This is a genomic window from Streptomyces sp. NPDC034086, assembly GCF_055575515.1.
Genome location: NZ_JBVISM010000008.1, coordinates 256,858 through 280,905, shown reverse-complemented (window position 1 = coordinate 280,905; position 24,048 = coordinate 256,858). Strand labels below are relative to the sequence as shown.

Sequence of the window (24,048 nt, the reverse complement as noted above, 5' to 3'; positions counted from 1 at the left end):
CCGATGAAACTCGCAGTGGTGGGCGGCGGTTCCACCTACACGCCCGAACTGGTCGACGGCTTCGCGCGGATGCGCGACACCCTGCCCGTCGGCGAACTCGCACTGATCGACCCCGCCGCCGAACGGCTGGAGCTGGTCGGCGGCCTCGCCCGGCGCATCTTCGCCCGCCAGGGCCATCCGGGGCGCGTCACCACCACCTCCGACCTGGACGCGGGCGTGGCCGGCGCCGACGCGGTACTGGTCCAGCTGCGCGTCGGCGGGCAGGCGGCCCGGCTCCAGGACGAGACCTGGCCCCTGGAATGCGGCTGTGTCGGCCAGGAGACCACCGGCGCGGGCGGGCTCGCCAAGGCCCTGCGGACCGTCCCGGTGGTCCTCGGCATCGCCGAGCGGGTCCGCCGGGCCGCCCCGGACGCCTGGATCATCGACTTCACCAACCCGGTCGGGATCGTCACCCGGGCCCTGCTCGGGGCCGGGCACAAGGCGGTCGGGCTGTGCAACGTCGCCATCGGCTTCCAGCGGAAGTTCGCCGGACTGCTGGGCGTGGCGCCCGCCGAGGTCCACCTCGACCACGTCGGCCTCAACCACCTGACCTGGGAACTCGGGGTGCGCCTCGGCGGCCCGGACGGTGCGGACGCGCTGCCGCGCCTGCTGGCCGAGCACGGGGACGCCGTCGCCGCCGACCTGCGCCTGCCGCGGGCGCTGCTGGACCGGCTCGGCGTGGTGCCCTCGTACTACCTGCGCTACTTCTACGCCCACGACCAGGTGGTACGGGAACTCGGCGAGAAGCCCTCGCGGGCCGCCGAGGTCGCCGCGATGGAGCGGGAACTCCTCGCCCTGTACGCGGACCCCGCGCTCGACGAGAAGCCCGCGCTGCTGGCCCGGCGGGGCGGTGCCTTCTACTCGGAGGCGGCCGTCGACCTCGCGGCGGCCCTGCTCGGCGGCGGGCCGTCCGTCCAGGTGGTCAACACCCGCAACGGCGGGACGCTGCCCTTCCTCGCGGACGACGCGGTGATCGAGGTCCAGGCGCGGGTCGGCGGCGACGGGCCGGTCCCGCTGCCCGTGCCCCGGCTCGACCCCCTGTACGCCGGGCTGGTCGCGCACGTCGGCGCGTACGAGGACCTGGCGCTGGACGCCGCCCTGCGCGGCGGGCGCGAGCGGGTCCTCAAGGCCCTCCTCGCGCATCCGCTCGTCGGGCAGTACGACCTGGCCGAGGGGCTGACCGACCGGCTGCTCGCGCACAACAAGGAGCACCTGCCGTGGGCGTAGCCGTCCCCGGCGCCCCGGCCGGCCCGCCCGCCCCGGCCGGCCCGCCCGCCCCGGCCGGCCGGCCCGCCCCGGCCGTGCTCGCGATCGACGCGGGCAACAGCAAGACCGACGCCGTGCTCGTCGCCGCCGACGGCACGGTCCTCGGCACCGGACGCGCCGGGGGCTTCCAGCCGCCCCGGACCGGTGTGGAGGCGGCCGTGGACGTGCTCGCGGAGGCCGTCTCGGCGGCGGCCGCGGCCGCCGGGCTCCCCGGGGTGCCGCGTGCGGCCCGGGTCTCGGCCTGTCTGGCCAACGTGGACCTGCCGGTGGAGGAACGCCGGCTCACGGAGGCGGTCGCGGCGCGCGGCTGGGGCGCGGCCACGGAGGTGCGCAACGACACCTTCGCGATCCTGCGGGCGGGGGTGGAAACCCCGTTCGGGGTCGCCGTGGTCTGCGGGGCGGGCATCAACTGCGTGGGCATGCTGCCCGACGGGCGCACCGCCCGCTTCCCCGCCCTCGGGCAGATCTCCGGGGACTGGGGCGGCGGGGGCGGCCTGGCGCAGGAGGCCCTGTGGTGGGCGGCGCGGGCCGAGGACGGGCGGGGCGGGCCGACGGCTCTGGCGACGGCCCTGCCCGCGCACTTCGGGCTGGCGTCGATGGCCGCGCTGATCGAGGCGGCGCATCTGGGCGCGCTGGCCCGGGAACGGCTGCACGAGCTGGTGCCGGTGCTGTTCGCGGTGGCGGCGGCGGGGGATCCGGTGGCCTCGGCGCTCGTGGAGCGGCAGGCCGACGAGGTGGTGGCGATGGCCTCGGTGGCCCTGGAGCGGCTCGGGCTGCTGGAGCGGGAGGTGCCGGTGGTGCTGGGCGGCGGTGTGCTCGCGGCCCGGCACCCGCAGCTGAACGGCCGCATCGAGGAGTTGCTGGCCGTCCGCGCGCCCCGGGCCCGGGTGTCGGTGGTCACCGCCCCGCCGGTGCTGGGGGCCGCCCTGCTGGGGCTGGACGCCCTGGGCGCGCCGGCCGGGGCCGCGGCGAGGCTGCTTACCCGTTCGAGTGAACTCGCGCCGGGCACCGAGGTGGCAGGAACCACGGGGGGCCGCTGAGGCGTATTGACGGGGACGGGTATCGGCGGTGCAGGGTGACGGGGGGATCCGCAGGGGTAGGAGCAGGCGGGGCGACGGCCGGGACGGCCCGGGAGGGGGGATCGTCCAAGATCGGGCACCGGGTGCTGTGGCCGGGCGCCCGTACGGCCATACTGCTGCGGAGCAGAGGGACCGAGGGGGAGGTCACGGTGGCCATCACGACACGCGCGCCGGCGCCCGGGGGCGGTACCTCCGGGGCGCCCGCCGGACCGGCCGGGAGACCGCCCGCGCCGCAAGGGCGCGGTACCGCCTGGGCGGAGGGCGTGGAGCGGCTGCGCGCCGCGGCGACGACCGAGCCGGGCCGGCTGCGGATCATCGGTGCGGTCGTGGCCGCCCTGGTCGTCCTGTTCGGCGCGGTGACGGTGTGGGAGGTCTCCGGCCGGGTCGCGGCCGCGGAGGACGTGGTCGGCCGCAGCCAGCCGCTGAGCGCGGACGCGGCGAGCATCTACCGCTCCCTGGCCGATGCCGACACGGCCTCCTCCAGCGGTTTCCTCGCGGGTGCCCAGGAGCCCCGGGAGGTCCGCCAGCGCTACGAGAAGGACATCGCGAACGCCTCCCGGCTTCTGGTGAGCGCGGCCGCCAACACCGGGGCGGGCGGGGAGTCGCGCAAGGAGATAGCGCTGCTCGGCGAGCAGCTGCCCCGTTACACCGGGCTGATCGAGCAGGCCCGGGCGACGAACCGGCAGGGCCTGCCGCTGGGCGGCGCCTACCTGCGCCACGCCAACGAGCAGATGAGCACGGTGCTGCTGCCCGCGGCCCAGCGGCTGTACGAGGCGGAGACGGGCCGGCTGTACACGGACTACGACGAGGCCCGGTCCTGGCCGGTGGCGGCGACGGCCGCGGGCGTGCTCGCGCTGGGCGCCCTGGTGTGGGCGCAGCGGCGCTCCTACCGGCGGACCAACCGGGTCTTCAACCACGGCTTGCTGGCGGCGACGGCCGCGGCGGCGGTGGCGCTGCTGTGGCTGACGGTGGGGCAGTCGGTGGCGCGGGCCGGGCTGGGCGAGGCGAGGGCGGACGGGCAGGAGTCCCTGAAGGTGCTCAACGACGCCCGGATCGCCTCGCTCCAGGCGCGGGCGAGCGAGAACCTGACGCTGATCGCGCGGGGCGCCGTACTGGCCGAGGACAAGAAGTCCGACAAGTACGACGTGGATCACGAGAAGAACATGAAGCAGCTCGACGCGGGTCTGGCGCGGGCGCTGCGGCTGGCGGACGACGGGAGCGGCCGGGAGCCGGTCTCGAAGGCCGTCGCGGGTGTGGCGCAGTGGAAGCAGCGGCACGCGGCGGCCCGGGACGCCGATATGAAGGGCGACTACGAGCAGGCGCTGCTGCGGGTCATCGGGGACGAGCGGCACAAGGACAGCAGCGGGGCCTCCTTCGACACGGTGGACGCCTCCCTGGAGCGGGCCGTGGCCCATGAGCAGAAGCAGTTCACCCTGGCCGCCCGGGACGGGCTCGGCGCGCTGAGCGGGCTGGTGACGGGCGCGGCGGCGCTGGCGGTCGCCGGCGCGGCGGCGGCCCTCCTCGGCATCGGCCGCAGGCTTTCGGAGTACAGGTGAGATCGATGCGGATACGAGGGACACGGCCGGAGCCGAACGAGCCGGACGGGGCGTACGAGCCGGACGGGACGCCGCGGGAGGCGGAGGGCGCCGTGCCGCGGCCGTCCGGCGCGGCCCGGGTGCGGCACGCGGCGGGCCGGCTGCGCGGCTGGGGCGGGGTCAGTGCCATGGCCGCTGCCTGCGGGGTGACGGCGGCGGCAGTGCTGCTGCCGCCGGCCGGGTCCCCGCCGCCGGGCGGGCCCGCGGCGGTCCGCGAGCCGGCTCCGGTGGCCGCGGCCCCGTACCAGCCGGCCGACACCTGCCAGGACCCGGAGGCCAGCCTGCGCCCGTCGGGCCTGGACGGCCCGGCGATCGAGCGGATCCGCAGGGCGGGCAAGCTCGTGGCGGGCGTGGACCAGAACAGTTTCAAGTGGGGCTACCGCAATCCGGACGGCCGCCTGGACGGTTTCGACATCGACCTGGTGAAGGCGATAGCGAAGGACATCCTGGGCAGTGAGGACCTGGTCATCTACCGGGCCATCCCGACCAGTCAGCGCGTCCCGGCGCTCCAGGAGGGCCGGGTCGACATCGTCGTGCGGACCATGACGATCAACTGCAAGCGCCTGGAGGACGTGGCCTTCTCGACGGCCTATTTCGAGGCCGGCCAGCAGGTGCTGGCCCCCAAGGGCTCGCCGATCACCGGGTACGACGCCTCGCTGAAGGGCCGCCGCATCTGCACGGCGGCCGGTTCCACGGCGGAGTCGGCCCTGAGGTCCCAGTCGTTCGGGTCGGTCGGGGTGTCGGTGCCGAACCAGCTGGACTGCCTGGTGCGGCTCCAGCTGGGCGAGGTGGACGGGATCATCACGGACAACGCGCTGGCCGCCGGGCAGGCGGCGCAGGACCCGTCGGTCCAGCTGGTCGGGGCGCCCTTCACCCGCGAGTTCTACGGGGTGGCGATGAACAAGGGCGCCTCCGACCTGGTGCGCCGGGTGAACAAGGTGCTGGAGAACTTCCGGGCGGGCGGTGACCAGAGTCCGTGGGCCACCTCCTACCGGAAGCACTTCGAGGACGTCCTTCCGGGGGCCGGCGTGCCGCCGGCCCCCAAGTACCGGGACGGCTGAGGAACATGGCGGATTCGGAGCGGTACGTGAGCGAGCCCTACCCGAGCGGGCCCCGTACGGGCCGGCACCATCCGAGCGGGCTCCGTGCGCCCCTGCCGGGGGCGGGGCCGGCGGTGATGGACCGGGACGACGTCGACCGGGCGCTGGCCCGCCTGGGCGCGGAGCACGAGGCCGTCGAGACCTCCCTGCTCGCGCTCCAGGACCACGCGGGGCGGCGACTGCTGGAGGGGGCCGCGCTGAGCGGGGTCACCAAGGAGCGGTGGGCCGCCGCCGACGCGTCGGTGACCCGGCTGTGGACGTACTTCGACGCCTACAGCGGGGCCCTGGCCGCCGCCCAGGAGATCCGGGAGCGGCGCCGCTGGCCGAGCCGGGAGGACCTGGCCGAGCTGACGGAGCGGCTGCGCGGGCCCGGGGTGACGATCGCCGGGGCCGGGGTGGAGGGCGCGGCGCTGGCGGAGCGCTTCTCCCTGGCCGAGCTGGTGGCCCGGATGAACGAGCTGTACGCGTCCGCCCTGGACGTGGTGGTCGCCGCCGACGCGGTGTGGTCGGCGCTGCCCGCGCGGATCGACCTGCTCGCCGCCGAGCTGCACCGGACGCGTTCGCTGGCGCACTCGGTGGGGGTCCGGCCGGGCGAGCACCCCTCGGGGGACGACCTGGAGGAGATCACGGCCGAGCTGACGCAGCTGCGGGAGGCGGTGATCGCCGACCCGCTGGCCTTCTGGGTGCCGGCGGCGGGCAGTTCCGCCCCGGGCGGGGGCCGTCCGGACACCGCCCGCTACGACCGGGCGGCGCGCGCGCTGGACGACGTACGCCGCGAGGTCGAGGCGGTCCTGACGGTGCGGCAGGACGCGGAGCAGCGGCTGATCGGGGTACGGGACCTGCTGTCGCGTGCCGACCGGACCCTGGCGGAGGCGCGGACGGCGCGCGGCGAGGTGCTGGCGAAGATCGCGGCGTCGGAGGTTCCGGCGGTCAGCGGCCCGCCGACGGCCCTGCAGGAGCAGCTGGCGGCGGCGGCCGAGTACCGGCGGCGGTCGCAGTGGCACCGGCTGTCCCCGCTGCTGGACGCGCTGGAGGACCGGGCCGAGGAGGAACTCCGGCGGGCCCGTGAATCGTTGACGGCGGTGACGGCGCCCCTGGCGGTGCGGGCCGAGCTGCGCGGGCGGCTCGACGCGTACAAGGCGAAGGCGGCCCGGCACGGCATGGCCGAGGACCCGCTGCTGACCGAGCGGTACGACGCGGCCCGGCGGATGCTGTGGAGCGCGCCCTGCGACCTGCGGGCCGCGGAGCAGGCGGTCCGGCGCTACCAGCAGGCGACGGCGGAGGCCCTGGCGCCGCAGGAACACCGGCCCGCGCGGCCGGGGGAGGAGGAGGCATGACCCCGATCGGAACGCCCTGCCTTCGCCCCGGCTGCCCGGGCGCGTACGAGGACATGGGCGGTGGCGGGCTCTACTGCGACACCTGCGGGCTGGCGCCGGTGGGTGCGGTCGCCGCGGGGGCGGAGGAGCTGGTGTCGCCGCCGACGGGGATGACGAGCGCCGCCCGGCACGGCGACTCCCGGGGCTCGGCGGGTTCGCGCGGTTCCGGCCGTTCCTCGGCCTCGGCCCGTTCCTCGCGGTCCTCGCGCTCCTCCTCCTCGCGCCGTTCGGTGTCGGGCCGGCTGTCGCGTGCGCTGGCCGGCAGCGCGTCCAGCCGGTCGGTGTCGGTGCGCAGTTCGGGCTCGGCCGCGTCCTCGTCGGGGCGCAGCCGGCTGGGCGCGGGGCTGGTCAGCGTGCCGGAGGTGCCGCGTCCGGATCCGTCGGCGGCGGTGCTGGAGAACCCGGAGGTGCCGGAGCGCAAGCGGTTCTGCTCGCGCTCGGACTGCGGGGCTCCGGTGGGCCGGGCGCGCGGGGACCGGCCGGGGCGCACGGAGGGCTTCTGCACCAAGTGCGGGCACCCCTACTCCTTCGTGCCGAAGCTGCGCGCCGGTGACGTGGTGCACGGCCAGTACGAGGTGGCGGGCTGCCTCGCGCACGGTGGGCTCGGCTGGGTCTACCTGGCGGTGGACCGGGCGGTGTCGGACCGATGGGTGGTGCTCAAGGGCCTGCTCGACACCGGGGACCAGGACGCGATGGAGGCGGCGATCTCCGAGCGGCGCTTCCTCGCGGAGATCGAGCACTCCAACATCGTGCGGATCTACAACTTCGTGGAGCACCTGGACCAGCGGACCGGTTCGCTGGACGGGTACATCGTCATGGAGTACGTGGGCGGCAAGTCGCTGAAGGAGATCGCCAACGAGCGGCGCCGGCCGGACGGGCGGCGCGATCCGCTGCCGGTCGAGCAGGCGTGCGCGTACGGGATCGAGGCGCTGGAGGCCCTGGGGCACCTGCACAGCCGCAACCTGCTGTACTGCGACTTCAAGGTCGACAACGCGATCCAGCAGCAGGACCAGCTGAAGCTGATCGACATGGGCGCGGTCCGGCGGATGGACGACGAGGAGTCGGCCATCTACGGCACGGTGGGCTACCAGGCGCCGGAGGTGGCGGAGCTGGGCCCCTCGGTGGCCTCGGACCTGTACACGGTGGCGCGCACCCTGGCGGTGCTGACCTTCGACTTCCAGGGCTACACGAACGTGTTCGTGGACTCGCTGCCGGATCCGGAGCACATCGAGGTGTTCCAGCGGTACGAGTCCTTCTACCGGCTGCTGGTACGGGCGACCGATCCGGATCCGGGGCGGCGGTTCGCGTCCGCGCAGGAGATGGCGGACCAGCTGACGGGTGTGCTGCGGGAGGTGGTCGCGTTGCAGACGGGCCGGCCGCGGCCGCAGCTGTCGACGCTCTTCGGGCCGGAACTGCGGGTTCCGGACACCCAGCTGTACGCGGACGCGCCGGGGGCGGAGGTGTCCCGGCTGGGGGTGCGGTCCGTGGCCCCCGGCCGGGGCGGGCTGTTCGGCCGGCGCACCGGAAGGGCGGCCGCGGCGGGTGCTGCGGGTGCGGCCGGGGCGGCGGGTGCGGCCGGGGCGGCCGGGGCGGTGTTCCCGGCGGGCGCGGTGTCCGCGGCGGTTCCCGGGCAGGGCACGGGCGCGGGTCCGGCGGCGCTGCACGGTCCGGCGGCGCTGCACGGGCCGGGCGGCGCGCACGGTCCGGCGTCCGTTCCGGCCGGTGTGCCGGGCCGGGCCCTTCTGGCCGGGGCCGCCGCCGTGCCCGCTGCGCACGCCGGAGCCTCCCCCACGGGAGGCGGCGCGGCGCTGCCCGCGCTCGGGACCACCGCCACGCACGTCGCCGGGGCCGCCGTGCCCGGGCCCCGGCAGGCGCCGGCGGCCCCCGCGCACGCGCTCCCGCCGCCCCCGGCTCCGCGTACGCCGCCGCCGGCGGGCGCCGGGCTCGCGGCCCTCGACGCCCGCGACACCGCCCTGGCCCTGCCGGTGCCGCTGGTGGACCCCGCCGACCCCAACGCCGGCTTCCTCGCCGGTCTGCTCGCCTCCGCCCCCGCCGACCTGCTGGGCGCCCTCGGCGCGGCGCCGGCCGACTCCGTCGAACTGCGCCTGCGGGAACTGCGCGCCCGGCTCGAGCTGGGCGAACTGGCCGTCGCGGGTGACGCCCTGGCCGAGCTGGAGGCCCGGTACCCGGACGACTGGCGGGTGGTGTGGGCGCGCGGCATAGCCTCCCTGGCCACGGGGGACGACGGGACGGCGGCCCTGTCCTTCGACGCCGTCTACGACGCCTTCCCGGGCGAGCCCGCGCCGAAGCTGGCTCTCGGGCTGTGCGCGGAGATCCTGGGGCAGCTGGACAACGCCGCCGAGTACTACCGGCTCGTGTGGATCACCGACCCGGGGTTCGTGAGCGCGGCCTTCGGGCTGGCCCGGGTCCAGCTGGCGGCCGGCGACCGGGAGGCGGCGGTGCGCACCCTGGAATCCGTACCGGAGGCGTCGATCCACTACACCGCCGCACGGGTGGCGGCCGTACGGGCACGCCTGCGCGACCGCTCCCCGCAGGAGGAGCTGCTGGCCGACCTCGCGGCGGCTTCCGACCAGGTCGAGGCGTTGCGGCGGTTCGGCCTGGACCCGGAGCGGCAGGAGCGGCTGGCGACGGAGGTCCTGGGCTCCGCCCTGGACTGGGTACTGTCGGGTAGCCGGGGTGCCGACCCCGGCCGGACCTCGCTGCTCGGCAGTCAACTCGACGAGCGGGGGCTGCGCTTCGGCCTGGAACGCTCCTACCGCGTCCTCGCCCGGCTGGCGCAGCGGGGCGAGGAGCGGATCGAACTGGTGGAACGGGCAAACCGTTTCCGTCCCCGGACGTGGGTGTGAGTGATGTCGATGCATCGGCCGTCGGGCTGCCCCAGCTGCGCGGAGCCCCTGGAGGAGGGTGACCGTTTCTGCGGCGTGTGCGGATACGCGCTTTCCGCCACGCCCCCCGCTGCGGATCCCACCCCGACCCTCCCGGTCACCCCCGCCCGGGGCGCGGCGGACCGGGCCGGGTACGAGCCCCCGGCGTCCGGCCCCGCCGAAGCCCCGGCGGCCGTGGCCCCGGAGCGGCCCGGCCCCGGCGTCCCCGCCGCACCCGGTGCCGCCGCGCCGGTCCCCGTCCCGGCCGGAGCCGCGCACCACGCCGTCCCGGGCCCCGCCGGCCCCGCCGGGTACGGGGTGCCCGCGCCCGGATGGGAGGGGGAAACCGGGCCGGACGCCCCCTGGGCCTCCGCCGCGCCCGGGGAACCGTACGGAGGCGGCGGGCGGGAAGCCCCGTACGGCGGCGCCGCTCAGGACGGCCCGCACGGAGACCCGTACGGCGGCGCCGCGCACGCAGACCCGTACGCGGGCGGCGGCGGTGTCCGCCACGACCCGCCCGGCACCGCGCCCGAGGAGCCGTACGGCGGCGCCGCGCGGGAGACCCCGTCCGGCACCCCGCAGGGCGAGGGCCGGACCTGCGTCGCCTGCCGCGCCGGGCAGGTGGACACCGACGGGTACTGCGAGCACTGCGGCCACGCGCAGCCCCGGGAGCGGGACCACCTGGAGGAGGAGCTCTGCAGCGTCGCCGCCGTCAGCGACCGCGGCCTGCGCCACCACCGCAACGAGGACTCCTTCGCCGTGTCGGCCACGGCCCTGCCCGACGGCTCCGCGGCCACCGTCGCCATCGTCTGCGACGGCGTCTCCTCCGCCAGCCGCCCCGACGAGGCGTCGGCCGCCGCCGCCGGCGCCGCCAACGAAGCGCTCCTCGAAGCCCTCCCGCGCGGCACCAACCCGGTCGAGGCCATGCACGGGGCGATCCTCGCGGCGGCCGCCGCGGTGACCGCCCTCGCCCCGCCGGCGCCCGGCGCGCAGAACGCGCCCGCCTGCACGCTCGTCGGGGCCGTCGTCAGCGGCGGTGTGCTGACCATCGGCTGGGTCGGCGACAGCCGCGCCTACTGGGTGCCGGACGACCGCGCCGCCCTCGCCCGCCGGCTCACCGAGGACGACTCCTGGGCCGCCCAGATGGTCGCGGCGGGCCTGATGGGAGAGGCCGAGGCCTACGCCGACGTCCGGGCCCACGCCATCACCGGCTGGCTCGGGGCGGACGCGTACGACCTCGAACCGCACACCGCCAGCTTCAGACCGGACCACCCCGGCGTGGTGGTCGTCTGCACCGACGGCCTGTGGAACTACGCCGAGTCCGCGCGGGAGATGGCCCGGCTCCTGCCGGCGGACGCCGCCGCGCGGCCGCTGCACAGCGCGCGGGTCCTGGTCGGGCACGCCCTGGACGGGGGCGGCCACGACAACATCACGGTCGCGGTCGTGCCCTTCGGCGACCCGGTGGAGGCGCCGCCCGCGGCGCTGCCGGAGGCACATGCGGAAGCACCCGCGCGGCCCGAAGCGGAACCCGAAGCGGAACCGCAGGTCCGCCCCCAGGGCTGACCGCCCGACCCAGCCGGCCCGGAGGAGGAGTCCAACCGATGGCGAACTTCGCCAAACCGAGCGCCCCCCGCTTCAGCGTGGAGGTGTACCAGAACGAGTTCCTGCCCGCGGGCGGGCGCGACGTGCACGCCATCGTGACGGTCACCTCCAGCGGCGGAGCCACGGCCACCGCCGCGTACGCGCCCGGCCAGGACGCGGCCGTCGTGATCATGGTGGACTGCTCCGGCTCCATGGAGTACCCGCCCGACAAGATGCGCGGCGCCCGCGAGGCCACCGCCGCCGCGATCGACACCCTCCGCGACGGCACCGCCTTCGCCGTGATCGCCGGCACGCACGAGGCCAAGGAGGTCTACCCGGGCCGGGGCGGCCTCGCCACCGCCGGACCGGCCACCCGCGCCCAGGCCAAGGAGGCCCTGCGCGGCCTGCACGCCGGCGGCGGCACGGCCATCGGGACCTGGCTGCGCCTCGCCGACGGCCTGCTGCGCCGGACCCCGGCCCCGATCCGGCACGGCATCCTGCTCACCGACGGCCGCAACGAGCACGAGGACCCGGCGGTGCTGCGCGCCACCCTCGAGGCCTGCGCCGGCCGCTTCACCTGCGACGCGCGCGGAGTGGGCACGGACTGGGAGGTGAAGGAGGTGACGGGCATCGCGAGCGCGCTGCTCGGCTCCGCCGACATCGTCGCGGATCCGGCCCGTCTCGCCGAGGACTTCACGCGCATGATGGAGAAGGTCATGGGCAAGGAGGTCGCGGACGTCGCGCTGCGCCTGTGGACCCCGGTCGGCGCGGAGGTCCAGTACGTCAAGCAGGTCTCGCCCGCCGTCCAGGACCTGACGGGCCGCCGCACCGCGGCGGGTCCGCGCGCCGGGGACTACCCGACGGGCTCCTGGGGCGACGAGTCCCGCGAGTACCACGTGTGCGTCCGGGTGCCCGGCGGTTCCGTGGGCCAGGAGATGCTGGCCGCCCGTGCCTCGCTCGTCCTGCCCGGGCCGGACGGCGAGCCGCGTCCGCCGCTCGCGCAGGGGCTGGTCCGGGCGGTGTGGACGGACGACCTGGCCGCTTCGACGGCCATCAGCCCGCAGGTGGCGCACTACACGGGGCAGGCGGAGCTCGCGGAGGCCATCCAGCAGGGGCTGGAGGCCCGCAAAATGGGCGATGTCGACAACGCGACGGCGAAACTCGGCCGTGCCGTGCAGCTGGCGAGCGCCTCCGGCAACGCCGACACCGCGAAACTGCTCGCGAAGGTGGTGGATGTCGTGGACGCGGTGGCGGGTACTGTGCGGCTGAAGGCGAAGGTCGCCGATGCCGACGAGATGACCCTTGAGACGCGTTCGACGCAGACCGTCCGAGTGAAGAAGACCTGAGAAGAAGCCTGACGCGATGACGCAGGGAGAAGGGGGAGCCGCCGCGATGCCGACCTGCCCGAACGGCCACCAGTCCGCCTCCGACGACTGGTGCGAGGTCTGCGGCCACCGGATGGCCGCCCCCGCGGGCACCTCCGCGGCACCTTCCCACGGCTACGGCTACCCGCCCGCCAGCGGAGAGCCGACCGCGCAGGCCGAGCTGTGCCCGCGGTGCAGGACCCCGCGCGAGGCCATGGCCCCCTTCTGCGAGGAGTGCCGGTACAACTTCCTCACCCGCACGGCGACCCCGTACGGGGCGGAGGCCGGCCCGGGCACGGTCGGTACCCCGACGCCCCCGCCCCCGCCGCCGGTTCCGCCCCAGCCGGTCTTCTCCCAGGACCACTTCGACTACCAGGGCTCCCGGCCGTCGCGGGTCAACCGCCCGGCGGAGCCGCTCCAGGGCGAGGACGACTGGCTGCTCCAGCCGCCCGCGCCGGAACGGCCCGCTCCGCCGCAGCCGGTGGAGCGGGAGTACCAGCGGCCCGCCCCGCCGCCCGGCCACCAGCCGCCCGCCGAGTACGCGCGGGCCGAGTACGCGGAGCCGGAGCCGGCACGGCAGGAGCCCGCCCCCGAGCCGGCCGGCGGCGCCTCCTGGTCGGCGACGATCGGCCCCGACCGTTCGTACTTCACGGCGATGATGCGGCGCAGCGGTCCCGAGGCCGCCGCCCTGAACCTGCCCGCCTACTCCCCGGAACTGCACATTCCGCTTTCCGGGGGCCAGATCACCATCGGCCGCCGCCGCGCCTCCACGGGCGAGTCCCCGGACATCGACCTGTCCGTGCCGCCGGAGGACCCCGGTGTCTCCCACCAGCACGCCGTGCTCGTGCAGCAGCCGGACCTGACCTGGGCCGTGGTCGACCAGAACTCCACCAACGGCACCACCATCAACGGCGGCGAGGAGCCCATCCAGCCGTACGTCCCGGTGCCCCTCGCCGACGGCGACCGCGTCCACGTCGGTGCCTGGACCACCATCACCGTCCGCCGCGGATAGCCCGGTCCGCTCAGCTCTCCTCCCCCAGGGGCCACACGTAGGGCCCCTGGGGATCGTCGAGCCAGGCCCACTGCCCCTCCGGGGTGACGGTGACGCCGAACCGCTCGCGCGCCGGGCGGCCCTCGCCGCGCCACAGGTCGAGCGCCTCGCGGGGGTGGAGCACGCCCGCCGTCAGGATCAGCAGGAACTGGAAGCGCTCGTTCTCCACCAGTTCGTACGGGATCCCGTGCAGCGGCCCGGTCGCCCCCGGGGGTCCCGGCGCGGCCGTGGCGCCGCGCAGCGGGACGAAGTACGCGGAGGTGTGCAGGAAGCGGCCCTCCGCGAAGGCGGGGTCCCGGACGGTGAGCGCGATCAGCCCGGTCGACAGCGGAGCCAGGATCCGCGCCCCCGGCCGGCACTGGCCCAGCCAGGCGGGCGGGATCAGCGGCAGGGTGCAGGTCACCAGGATCCGGTCGAAGGGCGCCCGGGCGGGACAGCCGCGCGCCCCGTCCCCGGTGACGACGGCGGGCCGGTAGCCGAGCAGCGCCAGGTGGGAGCGTGCCGACTCGGTGATCTCCTCGTCCAGGTCCACCGTGGTGACGTGCTCGTCGCCGAGCCGGTGGCAGAGCAGGGCCGCGTTGTAGCCGGTTCCGGTACCGATCTCCAGCACGTCGTGCCCGTCGCGCACCTCCAGCGCGTGCAGCATCTTCGCCATCAGGGAGGGCTGGCTGCTGGAGGAGACCAGCTCGCCGTCGCGCAGCCTCGTCGCCAGCGGGGCGTCGGTGTACACCCCGCGCAGCCAGCGGGCCCTGCGCTCGGGGTCCGGGTCCTGTGCCCACAGCCGCTCGTGGCCGGCTCCGCGGCCGGTCCAGAAGTACGGCACGAACAGGTGCCGGGGCACGGCGGCGAACGCCGCCCGCCAGGCCGGGTCCTCCAGCACCCCGGCGGCTGCGAGTTCCCGTACCTGGGCGGCGTGCGCGACCGCGCGCTGGTCCCTCTCCCCGGCCTTCGCCGTGCTCATGTCTCCACTGTGCTGCGGGCGGGCCCCGGAGGCGACCTCGCGGCGGGGGCCGTCGCCGGCCGTCCCGGGGCCGGCGTCCTCCGTCCGGGCGTCTGAGACGATGGTCTGGTGAATGACGATCCGCAGAGCACGGTGCAGGAGACGACCTTCTACGAGCAGGTCGGCGGTGAGGAGACCTTCCGTCGCCTGGTCCACCGCTTCTACCAGGGGGTCGCGGGGGACCCGCTGCTGCGCCCGATGTACCCGGAGGAGGACCTCGGGCCCGCCGAGGAGCGGTTCGCGCTGTTCCTGATGCAGTACTGGGGCGGCCCGACGACGTACAGCCGCGACCGGGGACACCCGCGGCTGCGCATGCGGCACGCGCCGTTCCAGGTGGACGCGGCCGCGCACGACGCGTGGCTGGGCCACATGCGCGTGGCGGTGGACGAGCTGGGCCTGGCGCCGGAACACGAGGCGCAGCTGTGGCGGTACCTGACCTACGCGGCCGCCTCGATGATCAACACGCCGGGATAGTCCCCGGCGTGCTCAGACCGGCCGTACCTGGAGGGTGCCCAGCCCTCCGGTGCCGCCGGGGCGGCGGGTGGCGACGGACCCGTACGGGGTGCTGAGCCGGAGCCAGCCGCCGGAGGCGAACAGGGCCACCGGGGCGGGACCGCCCGCGGCGGGGGCGCCGGCGGGCACGGTGGCGCGTACCGGCCGCAGGAAGCCCAGCGACTGGGCGGCGTGCACGGCGCGCAGCGGCAGTTCGGTGTCGCCCAGGGTCCGCGACCAGATCTCGCGGCCGATGCGGTCCCGCTCGGAGCGGGTCCGGTGCTGCGGGGGCAGGGCCTCGTCACGGGCCCGGAACTCGGCGACGGCGGCGGCCACGGCGGCCCGTACCGCCTCGGGGCCGGGCAGGCCGGGGACCGGCCGCCAGCCGCCGCGGGGCGGCAGGACGCCCGCCCAGGGCGGGCCGGTGACGGCGGCGGGGACGGTGACGGCGGCGCCGTCCTCGTCGACGGCCTCCAGCAGCTCGCCCGCCGAGACGGTGACGTCCAGCGGGGTCGCGAGGGGCTCGGCGAGGCGTGCGGTGCGGATGGCCAGGACCTCGAAGGAGGGCGGCCGTCCGAAGACGGCGAGCGCGCCGCCGCCCGCCCGCGCTTGCAGGCGGACCGCGGCGGCGCGGTCGTAGTGCACCAGCCGGCCCAGGAAGGCGGCGAGGTCCGCCGCCTCCCCGGGGTCGGCGAGGCGCAGCTGTCCGTTCATGCCGCGAGGCGCCCTTCGGCGGCCGCCGGAGCTTCCCCGGGCGTGTCGAGGTACTGCTCGAGGAAGTGCCGCTCCTCGGCCGTGATGCGGCGAGGCCGCCCCTCGGCGAGGTTGTAGGGCACGACCACCGTCTCGGCGCGGACGTAGACGGTCTCCGGGGTGTCGTCGGTCGCCTCGTCCTTGACCTCGTAGCGGATGGTCAGCGACGCGGCGCCGATGCGGGTCACCCAGGACTCGATCAGCACCGGCTCGTGCCGGTGCACGAGGGGCAGCTTGTAGTCGATCTCGTGACGGGCCACGACGGAGCCGCCCGTGAAGGAGTCGCTGCCCTCCCCCGGCGCCAGGCGGAACATGAAGTCGATGCGCGCCTCCTCCAGGTAGCGGAGGAAGACGACGTTGTTGACGTGCCCGAAGGCGTCCATGTCCGCCCAGCGGAGGGGGCACCGGTAGTGGTGTCTGGCCATGGCTGCGGCCTAGCCCCGGGTGAGCTTCTTGTAGGTGGCGCGGTGCGGACGGGTGGCGTCCGGGCCGAGCCGCTCGACCTTGTTCTTCTCGTAGGACTCGAAGTTGCCCTCGAACCAGAACCACTTCGACTCGCCCTCGTAGGCGAGGATGTGCGTCGCGACCCGGTCCAGGAACCAGCGGTCGTGGGAGACGACCACGGCCGCACCCGGGAACTCGAGCAGCGCGTTCTCGAGCGAGCCGAGGGTCTCGACGTCGAGGTCGTTGGTGGGCTCGTCGAGGAGCAGCAGGTTGCCGCCCTGCTTGAGGGTGAGCGCCAGGTTCAGGCGGTTGCGCTCACCGCCGGAGAGCACGCCGGCGGCCTTCTGCTGGTCCGGGCCCTTGAAGCCGAACGCGCTGACGTACGCGCGGGACGGCATCTCGACGTTGCCGACGTTGATGTAGTCCAGCTCGTCCGACACGACGGCCCAGAGGGACTTCTTGGGGTCGATGTTGGCGCGGCCCTGGTCGACGTACGAGATCTTGACGGTCTCGCCGACCTTGATCTCGCCGGAGTCCGGGGCCTCCAGGCCCTGGATCATCTTGAAGAGCGTGGTCTTGCCGGCGCCGTTGGGGCCGATGATGCCGACGATGCCGTTGCGCGGCAGCGTGAAGGACAGGTCGTCGATGAGGACCTTGTCGCCGAACGCCTTCGAGAGGTTGTTGACCTCGACCACGATCGAGCCCAGGCGCGGGCCCGGCGGGATCTGGATCTCCTCGAAGTCGAGCTTGCGCATCTTGTCGGCCTCGGCCGCCATCTCCTCGTAGCGGGCGAGGCGGGCCTTGGACTTGGCCTGGCGGCCCTTGGCGTTGGAGCGGACCCACTCCAGCTCTTCCTTGAGGCGCTTGGCGCGCTTCTCGTCCTTCTTGCCCTCGACCTTGAGGCGCTCGGCCTTCTTCTCCAGGTAGGTGGAGTAGTTGCCCTCGTAGGGGTGGGCACGGCCGCGGTCGAGCTCGAGGATCCACTCGGCGACGTTGTCGAGGAAGTAGCGGTCGTGGGTGACGGCCACGACGGCGCCCTTGTACTGGGCCAGGTGCTGCTCCAGCCAGTTCACGGACTCGGCGTCGAGGTGGTTGGTGGGCTCGTCGAGGAGCAGCAGGTCGGGGGCCTCCAGCAGCAGCTTGCAGAGGGCCACGCGGCGCTTCTCACCACCGGAGAGGTTGGTGACGGGCCAGTCGCCGGGCGGGCAGCCCAGGGCGTCCATGGCCTGCTCCAGCTGGGCGTCGAGGTCCCACGCGTTGGCGTGGTCCAGGTCGTCCTGGAGCTTGCCCATCTCCTCCATGAGCTCGTCGGTGTAGTTCGTCGCCATTTCCTCGGCGATCGCGTTGAACCGGTCGAGCTTGCCCTTGATCTCCGCGACGCCGTCCTCGACGTTCTCCAGGACCGTCTTGGACTCGTCGAGCTTGGGCTCCTGCATGAGGATGCCGACGGAGTAGCCGGGCGAGAGGAAGGCGTCGCCGTTGGACGGCTGCTCGATGCCCGCCATGATCTTCAGGACGGTGGACTTGCCGGCGCCGTTCGGGCCGACAACGCCGATCTTCGCCCCCGGCAGGAAGTTCAGGAAGACATCGTCAAGGATCACCTTGTCACCGTGCGCCTTGCGCGTCTTGCGCATGGTGTAGATGTACTCAGCCAAGAGAAACCGTCCGGCAGATCGATGGTGGGCAGATACACCCCATACTGCCGTACGTCCATCCCCCGGGGGAAACCCGTCCGGGTCCCGCCGGGACCGCTGGGCGGCCGACCTGGGCGGGGTGACCCTGAGTGCGCCTGGTATGACGGGTACGACCGGCCGGCACGGCGGGTACGGCGGGTACGGCCGGGGTGAGGGGCTCCGGCCGGTGTGACGGCTCCGGCCGGTCCGTACGGGTACGACGCTCGGGGGGAGTCCTTGTGGGCAATTGGCCGCTGCCGCTCGCGATAGCGCTCATCGGCATGACGGGCACGCTCTTCGCGCCGCTGCTGACGCAGCGGCTGGTGGGCCGGGTCCAGTCCGAGCAGTTCGAACGGCAGGAACGGATGGCCGAGAGCCAGTGGCTGCGCGAGCAGCGGGCGTCCGAGCTGGACGTCCGCCGCGCCTGCTACGTGGCGGCCACGACCGGCTACCGGCGCTACCGGATCGAGCTGATGAACTTCCTGTGGCTCGTCCACAAGGCGCAGGTGACGGCGGACGGCCGGGCGGCCCTGGAGGACGCGCGGCAGGCGATGCACGTGGCCTTCGCGGAGGCGCAGCTGGTGGGGTCCGAGGCGGTCGTGGCCGAGCTGGACGCCACGACCGAGCGGCTCTCCGAGGCCTTCTACCTGATCCTGCGGCTGGAGGAGGGCGACCCGGCACCGGACGGCTCCTTCCAGGAGATCAAGGCGCACCTGCTGCGGCTCGGGGAGCGGTGGAAGGAGATGCGCGCCCTGATGCGGGTCGACCTCGGGACGGACGCCCGCCTTCAGCGGGGGCGGTAGACGACCAGGGCGTCGGTGAGGGACTCGAGGACGAGCGCGGCGGGGGCCTGGGCGTACTCGCCGTCGTAGGCGAGCGGGGTGCCGGGCGGGATGTCCTCCACGCGCAGGCGGCGCAGCCGGGTGGCGACGTGGACGGGGGACCGGCTGAGGGGGCCGGCGAAGGCCGCGGCCAGCAGGCGCGGGCCGGGACGGCCGCCGCCGTTGACGACGCGCAGGTCGAGCACGCCCTCGCCGACGCCCGCCCGCCGGCGGGGTGCGGGGCCCGTGCCCTGGTAGGTGCCGTTGCCGGCGAAGAGCAGCCAGGTGCTCCGGGGGCGCCCGGCCAGGGTCAGCCGCACGGGCCGCTCGGCCCGCAGCACCCGCCAGGCGGCCAGCACCGCGGCCGGCCCGCCCCCGATCCTCGGCGCCCAGCGCAGCCGGTGCCGCAGCAGCTCGGGATAGGCCCCGATGCTGAAGTTGTTCAGGAAGTACCGGGCGCCGTCGCCGCCCCGGGCGGAATCGGGCCGGGACCCGCCCGCCGCCGCGGGTTCGGAGCCGGAGGCCGTCGTACCGGACGGGCCCGTCGGCGGGGCGGGGGCCGGGGCCGGGGTGAAGCGGCCCACCGAGACGCGGACCGCCTGGCCGGCGGTGACGGCGCGGCAGGTGTCCTGCGGGCCGGCGAGGCCGAGGTCCAGCGCGAAGTGGTTGAGGGTGCCGCCGGGGAAGACCGCCAGCGGGATCCCGGCCCGCAGGGCGGCGGTGGCGGCGGCGTTGACGGTGCCGTCGCCGCCGCACACCCCGAGCACGGTGGCCCGGGAGGCGGCGTCCGCCAGCGCGGTCTGCAGCCCGTCCCCGTCGCACTCCACGACCTCCGCCTTCGGCAGCTCCGCCCGCACGACGTCGAGCACCTCGGACCGGGGCGTCCCCGACGCGGTGTTCGCCACGACCGTCAGCCCGGCCCCTTCCGGCAGTGCGGGCGCCCCCGCCTCCGGGCGCTCGTGGCCGGGAACGGTCCGTGCCTGCTGGGCGCGGCGCGTGATGCCGCGTACGGCGAACCCCGCCACGACCCCGAGCGCCGCTCCCGCCAGCACGTCCGAGGGGTAGTGCACGCCGGTGTAGACCCGGGAGAAGGCCACCGACGCGGCCACGGGGGCCACGGCGGCACCCCAGCCGGGGGACTCGAGGGCGAGGCCGGCGGTGAAGGCGGCGGCCGAGGCGGAGTGCCCGGACGGGAAGGAGGTCGTCCACGGGGGCACGGCCGGCTGCCGCACCAGGGGCACCCCCTCCAGCAGCGGCCGGGGCCGCCGCACGGACCACTTGCCGACGGTGTTGATGGTCGCCGAGGCGAGCGCCAGCGAGGCGGCCGCGGTCAGCGCGCCTTTGCGGGCCCGCGGCGAGCCGACGACGGTGATCGCCGCGGCGGTCGCGCCCCACAGCACCCCGTGGTTCGCGGCACGGCCCAGCGCGGGCAAGGCCCGTTCGGCGCCGGGCCAGTGCCGCTGGGCCACGGCGTCGAACAGCCGCCGGTCCCAGGCCGCGAAGGTACCCCGCCAGGTCAGTCTCTGATCAGCCACGCCCCGCCTCTACCCCCGCCGGACGGAATCACCCTTCGCCGTCCTCCCCTTCCAGTGGCCGCTTGCGCAGCAGCAGGACGACCATGCCGCCCAGCACCACGAGCCCGACCGCGAGGGAGGCGATCACCGGGGTGGCCGCGGAGCTGCCGCTGGTCGCCAGCCGCTCCTCGTCCGGGGAGTCCGGCCCGGCCGAGGCCGGTTCGGCGGCCGTCGCCACCTCCGCGGCACCGGACAGCTGCCCCAGCGTTCCGAGCGTGTCCGCCGGTACGGCCGGCGGCTGCGGCCAGACCGCCTTGGCTGTGGCGGCCGCCGCGGACTCGCTGGAGCCGGCCACGATCTGCGCCTCGGCCGGGATCCCGCTGGTGAAGACCCGCCCGACGGGCACCCTCGTGGAGCCGTGCACGGTCACCGAGGCCGTCCCGTCCGGGGTGCCGGCGGGCACCTCGAAGTACAGCCGGCTGCCGTTGGCCGCGGAGGTCACCGGCCGCCCCTCGGCGTCGACCACGCGCACGCCCATGGCGGTGGCGGCCGCGTCCGGGGTGACGGTCACGCTCTGCGCGCCCGTCCGGACGGTGACGGGGCCCAGCCGGGTGCCGACGGCGCCCGTCAGCGGTCCCGACACCTGGCCGGGGTCCAGGCCCAGCGAGGCCGGCGGCTCCGGCAGCCGGCCGGCCTCCCGCTGGAGGTAGTCGGCCAGCATCTCCGCGGCCGGGTCGGCCGCCTCCACCTGCGCCCCGTCGGCCAGGCGCCAGATCGCCACCTGCGTGCCCGCCGCCGCGCTCTCGGCGGTCAGCGCCGCGGCCCCGGCCGCCTTCGCCAGTCCGGCCAGGTCGTTGTGCTGCGGGTAGGAGTGCTCCAGCACCCAGCGGATCCGGCCCGCCTCGGCGTTCCCGGCGAGGGGGCTGCCGCCCCAGCCGCTCTCCGTGTACCGGGCCTGGGGCTGCGCGTAGCCGGCGACCCCGACTCCGTACGTCTGGAGCATGCCGCCGCCGTCGACCCGCATCTCGTACAGCCCGGCCGGGATCTGCCGGACCGAGCCGTCCCCCGCGCGCAGGACCGCCTGCCCGTACGTCTTGAGGCCGTCGAGCACGGCGCTCGCGCCCCCCGTCCCCCGTCCGGCGGCGGCCGGGCCGGAGTCCGCCGCGGCGCGGGCGCCGGGCGCGGCGGTGAGGGCCGCGGCCAGCAGGGCCGCCGCCAGCGGCCGGCGCACGGAGCCCCGTACCCCGCCCGCGGCGGCACCGGCGGGGCCGGCGGCGGCCGTGGCGGGGCCGGCGGCGGCACCGGCTGGAAGCGGAACCCGCGGCCCGGCCGGTCCGGCCTCGGGTGGGACGGCGGGCGCGGAGGCAGGTTCGCCCGCCGGCGCGGTGGACGCCGCGCGGGATGCGGAGGATGCGGAGGATGCGGGAACAGCAATCGACACAGTTCTCCCCTTCGGGCCGAAGACCAAGGTGCCCGTGAGTACCGGGGAATCCTAGCTGCCTCGAACACTCAGACCACCGCCGCCTTCTGAGGGCCCATCAGCGGGGTGTCCGTCCTGACCACCCTGCGGAAGGCCGCCGTTCCGCGGTTGAGGTCGTGTCCGACGGCGATCGCGTCGATCTCCGCCGAGAACCAGCGGACGCCCTCGCCGTCGGGCGGGTCCTCCCGGACCCGCAGACGCCCGTGGACCACCAGCGGTTCCCCCACCGAGACGGAACTGGCCAGGTTGACCGCCAGCACCCGGCGCGCCCACACGGTGTAGAAGCTGGTGGGGGCGTCCGTCCAGGTCTCGGTGCGCCGGTCGTAGTACCGCGGCGTCACGGCGAAGCGGAATCTCGCGGACGGCCCTGTCACCGTCTCCTTGAAGTCGATCTGGGTCGCCACGTGCCCCACCAGCGTGACCAGGGTGTCGTTCATCCCGGCAGCCTCCCCCGTGCTCCGTACCCGTGCGGGCCATCCGCACGAGGTACGACCATGCTGGCCGCAGGCCCGGCTCCCCCGCTCCGGCCTGTGGATTACTGGCGGGTTGTGGACAACCTCGTCCCCCCTGCGGCGACCGCCGCGTACTGCTCGCGCACCTCCCGGTAGCGCAGCAGCTCCGCCGCCACCGGTTCCAGCACCCGGGCGCGTCCGCAGCCGGCCGCCGCCTGCCGCAGCCGCCGTTCCGCGTCCTGGCCGTACCTGCGCGCCGGCCCCCGGGCGGCGATCGAGCAGGCCCACTCCACCAGCGGTCCGCCGACGATGCCCGCCACCATGAACAGCACGGGCGGCAGCAGCTCCGGCTCCAGGACCCCGACGATCTGCCCGACCAGCCACAGTCCGCCGAAGATCTGCACCAGCGTCATGGCGGCCTGCGCCAGCACCGCGACGGGCCACCAGGCCGGCCTCGGCGGCTTGGCGCCGGGTACCGCGACGGCCGCGCCCAGGGTGACCGCCAGCTCGTCCAGCGCCTCCGGGAGCCGCTCGGCGCCGCGCACCGCGGTCTCCCGTACGGCCTGCGCCCAGGGGTCGGGCAGCCCGACGACGGCCTCGTCCGCGACGGTCCGTACGGCCTGTTCCACCCGCTGGCGGGCGGTCACCTCCTCCTCGGGGGGCACGGCGGCGGACGCGCCGGGGGTCCGGTTCTTCGCCGACATGACGGCCAGGGACGCGAGCGAGCGCGGGGCGCGCCTGCTCTCGTACCAGCGCCACAGCCGCAGCCAGGGCGTGCCGCACGCCTTGCCGGCGTTGCGCCGCCAGGCCCGTTCGGCGGCGAGACCGGCCGCGTACGCCCCGACCGCCTCGGCGAGCCGGTCCTCGAACTCGGCGCGGGCGGCCTCGCCGATCTCGGGTCCGGAGGGCCCGGAGTGCCCGTCCGCCACGTACAGCGGGCGCAGGCGCACGGCGGCCCGGTCGACATCGGCGCAGATCCGGCGGGTCGCCGCGCCCCTCTCCTGGGTGAACTGCCCGAGGAGTTCGCGGAGTTCCCCGACCCCTTCACCCGTCAGGGCGGAAAGGCCGAGCACGGTGGCCCCGGGCTCACCGTGCTCGCCGAGGGCGATCCCGTCGTCGTCCAGCAGCCGCCGCAGGTCGTCCAGGACCAGGTCGGCGGCCTCCCCGGGCAGCCGGTCCACCTGGTTCAGCACGACGAAGGTCACCTCGGCGTGCCCGGCCAGCGGCCGCAGGTACCGCTCGTGCAGGACCGCGTCCGCGTACTTCTCGGGGTCCACCACCCACACCACGGCGTCGACCAGCGCCAGGACCCGGTCGACGTGCTCCCGGTGGGCGCCGACCGCCGAGTCCAGGTCGGGCAGGTCGACGAGGACCAGGCCGCGCAGCGCCCCGGCCTCCGAGGTCTCGCGGGGGCGCCGGCGCAGCCGCCCCGGGATCTCGAGCCGGTCGAGCAGGCCCGCGGCGCCGTCGGACCAGCTGCAGGCGATGGGTGCGGCGGTGGTCGGCCGGCGCAGTCCGGTTTCGGAGATCTGCACGCCGGCGAGCGAGTTGAAGAGCGTGGACTTGCCGCTTCCGGTGGCTCCGGCGATGGCGACGACCGTGTGCTGCGGGGACAGGCCCCGGCGCGCCGCCGCCTCGTCCAGCACCCGGCCGGCCTCGGCGAGGGTCTTGCCGTCGAGGCGGGTCCGGGACAGTCCGACCAGCTGGCGCAGGGCGTCGAGGCGCGTCCGCAGGGCCTGGGCCTCGGGGCTGAGCGGGGGCGAGGGCGCCTTGCCGCCGTCGCTGCCGGCGCCGGAGACGGCCCGTACGAGCGCCTCGTCCCCGTCGCCGTCGCCGTGCCGGGCGCGGCCCCCGTGCGCGCCCCCCTGGCCCTCGTGCCCGTCCTCGTCCCCGTCCTCGTCGTCATCGAGGTCGTTGGCGAGGAGCGCCGCGTCGAGGAGGGCGTCGTCGATGAGGGCGTCACCGGCCCGGGAGCCGGAGCCGCGCGGCCCTCCCTTCCGGGGGTTCCGGTGGCGCGAGCGTGCGATGAACCCGTCGTCCCACCGGTCACCGGCGTGGTCTCGGTCGGTCACGGCGGTCACCG

General features: G+C 75.7%; 19 protein-coding genes. 11 read left to right on the top strand and 8 right to left on the bottom strand.

Going from position 1 to position 24,048, the window contains the following annotated elements; translation table 11 throughout:
* Nucleotides 1-3 precede the first annotated feature (3 nt).
* The 9 genes from ACZ514_RS20575 to ACZ514_RS20535 all read left to right on the top strand — a co-directional run bounded on the left by ACZ514_RS20575 (nucleotide 4) and on the right by ACZ514_RS20535 (nucleotide 13,297).
* Nucleotides 4-1,266, top strand: coding sequence for a 6-phospho-beta-glucosidase (locus tag ACZ514_RS20575; RefSeq protein ID WP_469125320.1), 1,263 nt, complete (start codon nucleotides 4-6; stop codon nucleotides 1,264-1,266).
* Nucleotides 1,267-1,340: 74 nt separating this feature from the next.
* The gene (locus ACZ514_RS20570) at nucleotides 1,341-2,345 is read left to right on the top strand and encodes an N-acetylglucosamine kinase (RefSeq protein WP_468699746.1); all 1,005 of its coding nucleotides are present in this window, start codon (nucleotides 1,341-1,343) and stop codon (nucleotides 2,343-2,345) included.
* Between the two features lie 188 nt (nucleotides 2,346-2,533).
* Nucleotides 2,534-3,940 (top strand): hypothetical protein, encoded by a 1,407-nt coding sequence (locus ACZ514_RS20565; protein ID WP_469125319.1) that lies wholly within the window; start codon nucleotides 2,534-2,536, stop codon nucleotides 3,938-3,940.
* Nucleotides 3,941-4,107: 167 nt separating this feature from the next.
* Nucleotides 4,108-5,040, top strand: a complete 933-nt coding sequence (locus tag ACZ514_RS20560; RefSeq protein WP_468174741.1) for a glutamate ABC transporter substrate-binding protein — start codon at nucleotides 4,108-4,110, stop codon at nucleotides 5,038-5,040.
* A 116-nt stretch (nucleotides 5,041-5,156) separates the two neighbouring features.
* The gene (locus ACZ514_RS20555; RefSeq protein ID WP_469125333.1) at nucleotides 5,157-6,416 is read left to right on the top strand and encodes a hypothetical protein; all 1,260 of its coding nucleotides are present in this window, start codon (nucleotides 5,157-5,159) and stop codon (nucleotides 6,414-6,416) included.
* Nucleotides 6,413-9,322 carry a serine/threonine-protein kinase gene (locus tag ACZ514_RS20550; RefSeq protein WP_468174600.1) on the top strand — a complete coding sequence of 970 codons (2,910 nt, stop codon included), beginning with the start codon at nucleotides 6,413-6,415 and terminating at the stop codon, nucleotides 9,320-9,322. Before ACZ514_RS20555 ends, ACZ514_RS20550 begins: the two co-directional genes overlap by 4 nt.
* A gap of 3 nt (nucleotides 9,323-9,325) precedes the next feature.
* Complete coding sequence (locus tag ACZ514_RS20545; protein WP_469125318.1) at nucleotides 9,326-10,903, top strand: protein phosphatase 2C domain-containing protein; 1,578 nt, start codon at nucleotides 9,326-9,328, stop codon at nucleotides 10,901-10,903.
* Between the two features lie 38 nt (nucleotides 10,904-10,941).
* A complete protein-coding gene (locus tag ACZ514_RS20540) occupies nucleotides 10,942-12,267 on the top strand; it encodes a VWA domain-containing protein (protein WP_469125317.1) in 1,326 nt (441 codons plus the stop codon).
* A 16-nt stretch (nucleotides 12,268-12,283) separates the two neighbouring features.
* Nucleotides 12,284-13,297, top strand: a complete 1,014-nt coding sequence (locus ACZ514_RS20535) for an FHA domain-containing protein (protein WP_469125316.1) — start codon at nucleotides 12,284-12,286, stop codon at nucleotides 13,295-13,297.
* Between the two features lie 10 nt (nucleotides 13,298-13,307).
* Here ACZ514_RS20535 and ACZ514_RS20530 read toward each other — a convergent pair whose 3' ends face one another.
* Nucleotides 13,308-14,297, bottom strand: coding sequence for a methyltransferase domain-containing protein (locus ACZ514_RS20530; protein WP_468174613.1), 990 nt, complete (start codon nucleotides 14,295-14,297; stop codon nucleotides 13,308-13,310).
* A gap of 108 nt (nucleotides 14,298-14,405) precedes the next feature.
* On the opposite strand from ACZ514_RS20530, the gene ACZ514_RS20525 reads away from it, so the two are divergent.
* Complete coding sequence (locus tag ACZ514_RS20525) at nucleotides 14,406-14,810, top strand: globin (RefSeq protein ID WP_388938846.1); 405 nt, start codon at nucleotides 14,406-14,408, stop codon at nucleotides 14,808-14,810.
* A 12-nt stretch (nucleotides 14,811-14,822) separates the two neighbouring features.
* Here ACZ514_RS20525 and ACZ514_RS20520 read toward each other — a convergent pair whose 3' ends face one another.
* The 3 genes from ACZ514_RS20520 to ettA are packed head-to-tail and all read right to left on the bottom strand — an operon-like array spanning nucleotide 14,823 to nucleotide 17,680.
* The gene (locus ACZ514_RS20520; RefSeq protein ID WP_468174616.1) at nucleotides 14,823-15,542 is read right to left on the bottom strand and encodes a DUF8010 domain-containing protein; all 720 of its coding nucleotides are present in this window, start codon (nucleotides 15,540-15,542) and stop codon (nucleotides 14,823-14,825) included.
* Nucleotides 15,539-16,006, bottom strand: coding sequence for an acyl-CoA thioesterase (locus ACZ514_RS20515; RefSeq protein ID WP_468174619.1), 468 nt, complete (start codon nucleotides 16,004-16,006; stop codon nucleotides 15,539-15,541). Before ACZ514_RS20515 ends, ACZ514_RS20520 begins: the two co-directional genes overlap by 4 nt.
* Before the next feature lie 9 nt (nucleotides 16,007-16,015).
* Nucleotides 16,016-17,680, bottom strand: a complete 1,665-nt coding sequence (gene ettA / locus ACZ514_RS20510; protein ID WP_468174622.1) for an energy-dependent translational throttle protein EttA — start codon at nucleotides 17,678-17,680, stop codon at nucleotides 16,016-16,018.
* A gap of 257 nt (nucleotides 17,681-17,937) precedes the next feature.
* On the opposite strand from ettA, the gene ACZ514_RS20505 reads away from it, so the two are divergent.
* A complete protein-coding gene (locus ACZ514_RS20505) occupies nucleotides 17,938-18,501 on the top strand; it encodes a hypothetical protein (protein WP_468174625.1) in 564 nt (187 codons plus the stop codon).
* Here ACZ514_RS20505 and ACZ514_RS20500 read toward each other — a convergent pair.
* The 4 genes from ACZ514_RS20500 to ACZ514_RS20485 form a co-directional block, all read right to left on the bottom strand.
* On the bottom strand, nucleotides 18,486-20,054 hold the full coding sequence (locus tag ACZ514_RS20500; RefSeq protein WP_469125315.1) for a phosphatase PAP2 family protein: 1,569 nt from the start codon (nucleotides 20,052-20,054) through the stop codon (nucleotides 18,486-18,488). The genes ACZ514_RS20505 and ACZ514_RS20500 overlap by 16 nt on opposite strands.
* Nucleotides 20,055-20,082: 28 nt before the next feature.
* Nucleotides 20,083-21,264: a TQXA domain-containing protein gene (locus ACZ514_RS20495; protein ID WP_469125314.1), complete on the bottom strand. Its 1,182-nt coding sequence runs from the start codon at nucleotides 21,262-21,264 to the stop codon at nucleotides 20,083-20,085.
* 278 nt (nucleotides 21,265-21,542) lie between these two features.
* On the bottom strand, nucleotides 21,543-21,950 hold the full coding sequence (locus ACZ514_RS20490) for a single-stranded DNA-binding protein (protein WP_468699721.1): 408 nt from the start codon (nucleotides 21,948-21,950) through the stop codon (nucleotides 21,543-21,545).
* 98 nt (nucleotides 21,951-22,048) lie between these two features.
* A complete protein-coding gene (locus ACZ514_RS20485) occupies nucleotides 22,049-24,046 on the bottom strand; it encodes a YfjP family GTPase (protein WP_469125313.1) in 1,998 nt (665 codons plus the stop codon).
* Between the last annotated feature and the right edge of the window lie 2 nt (nucleotides 24,047-24,048).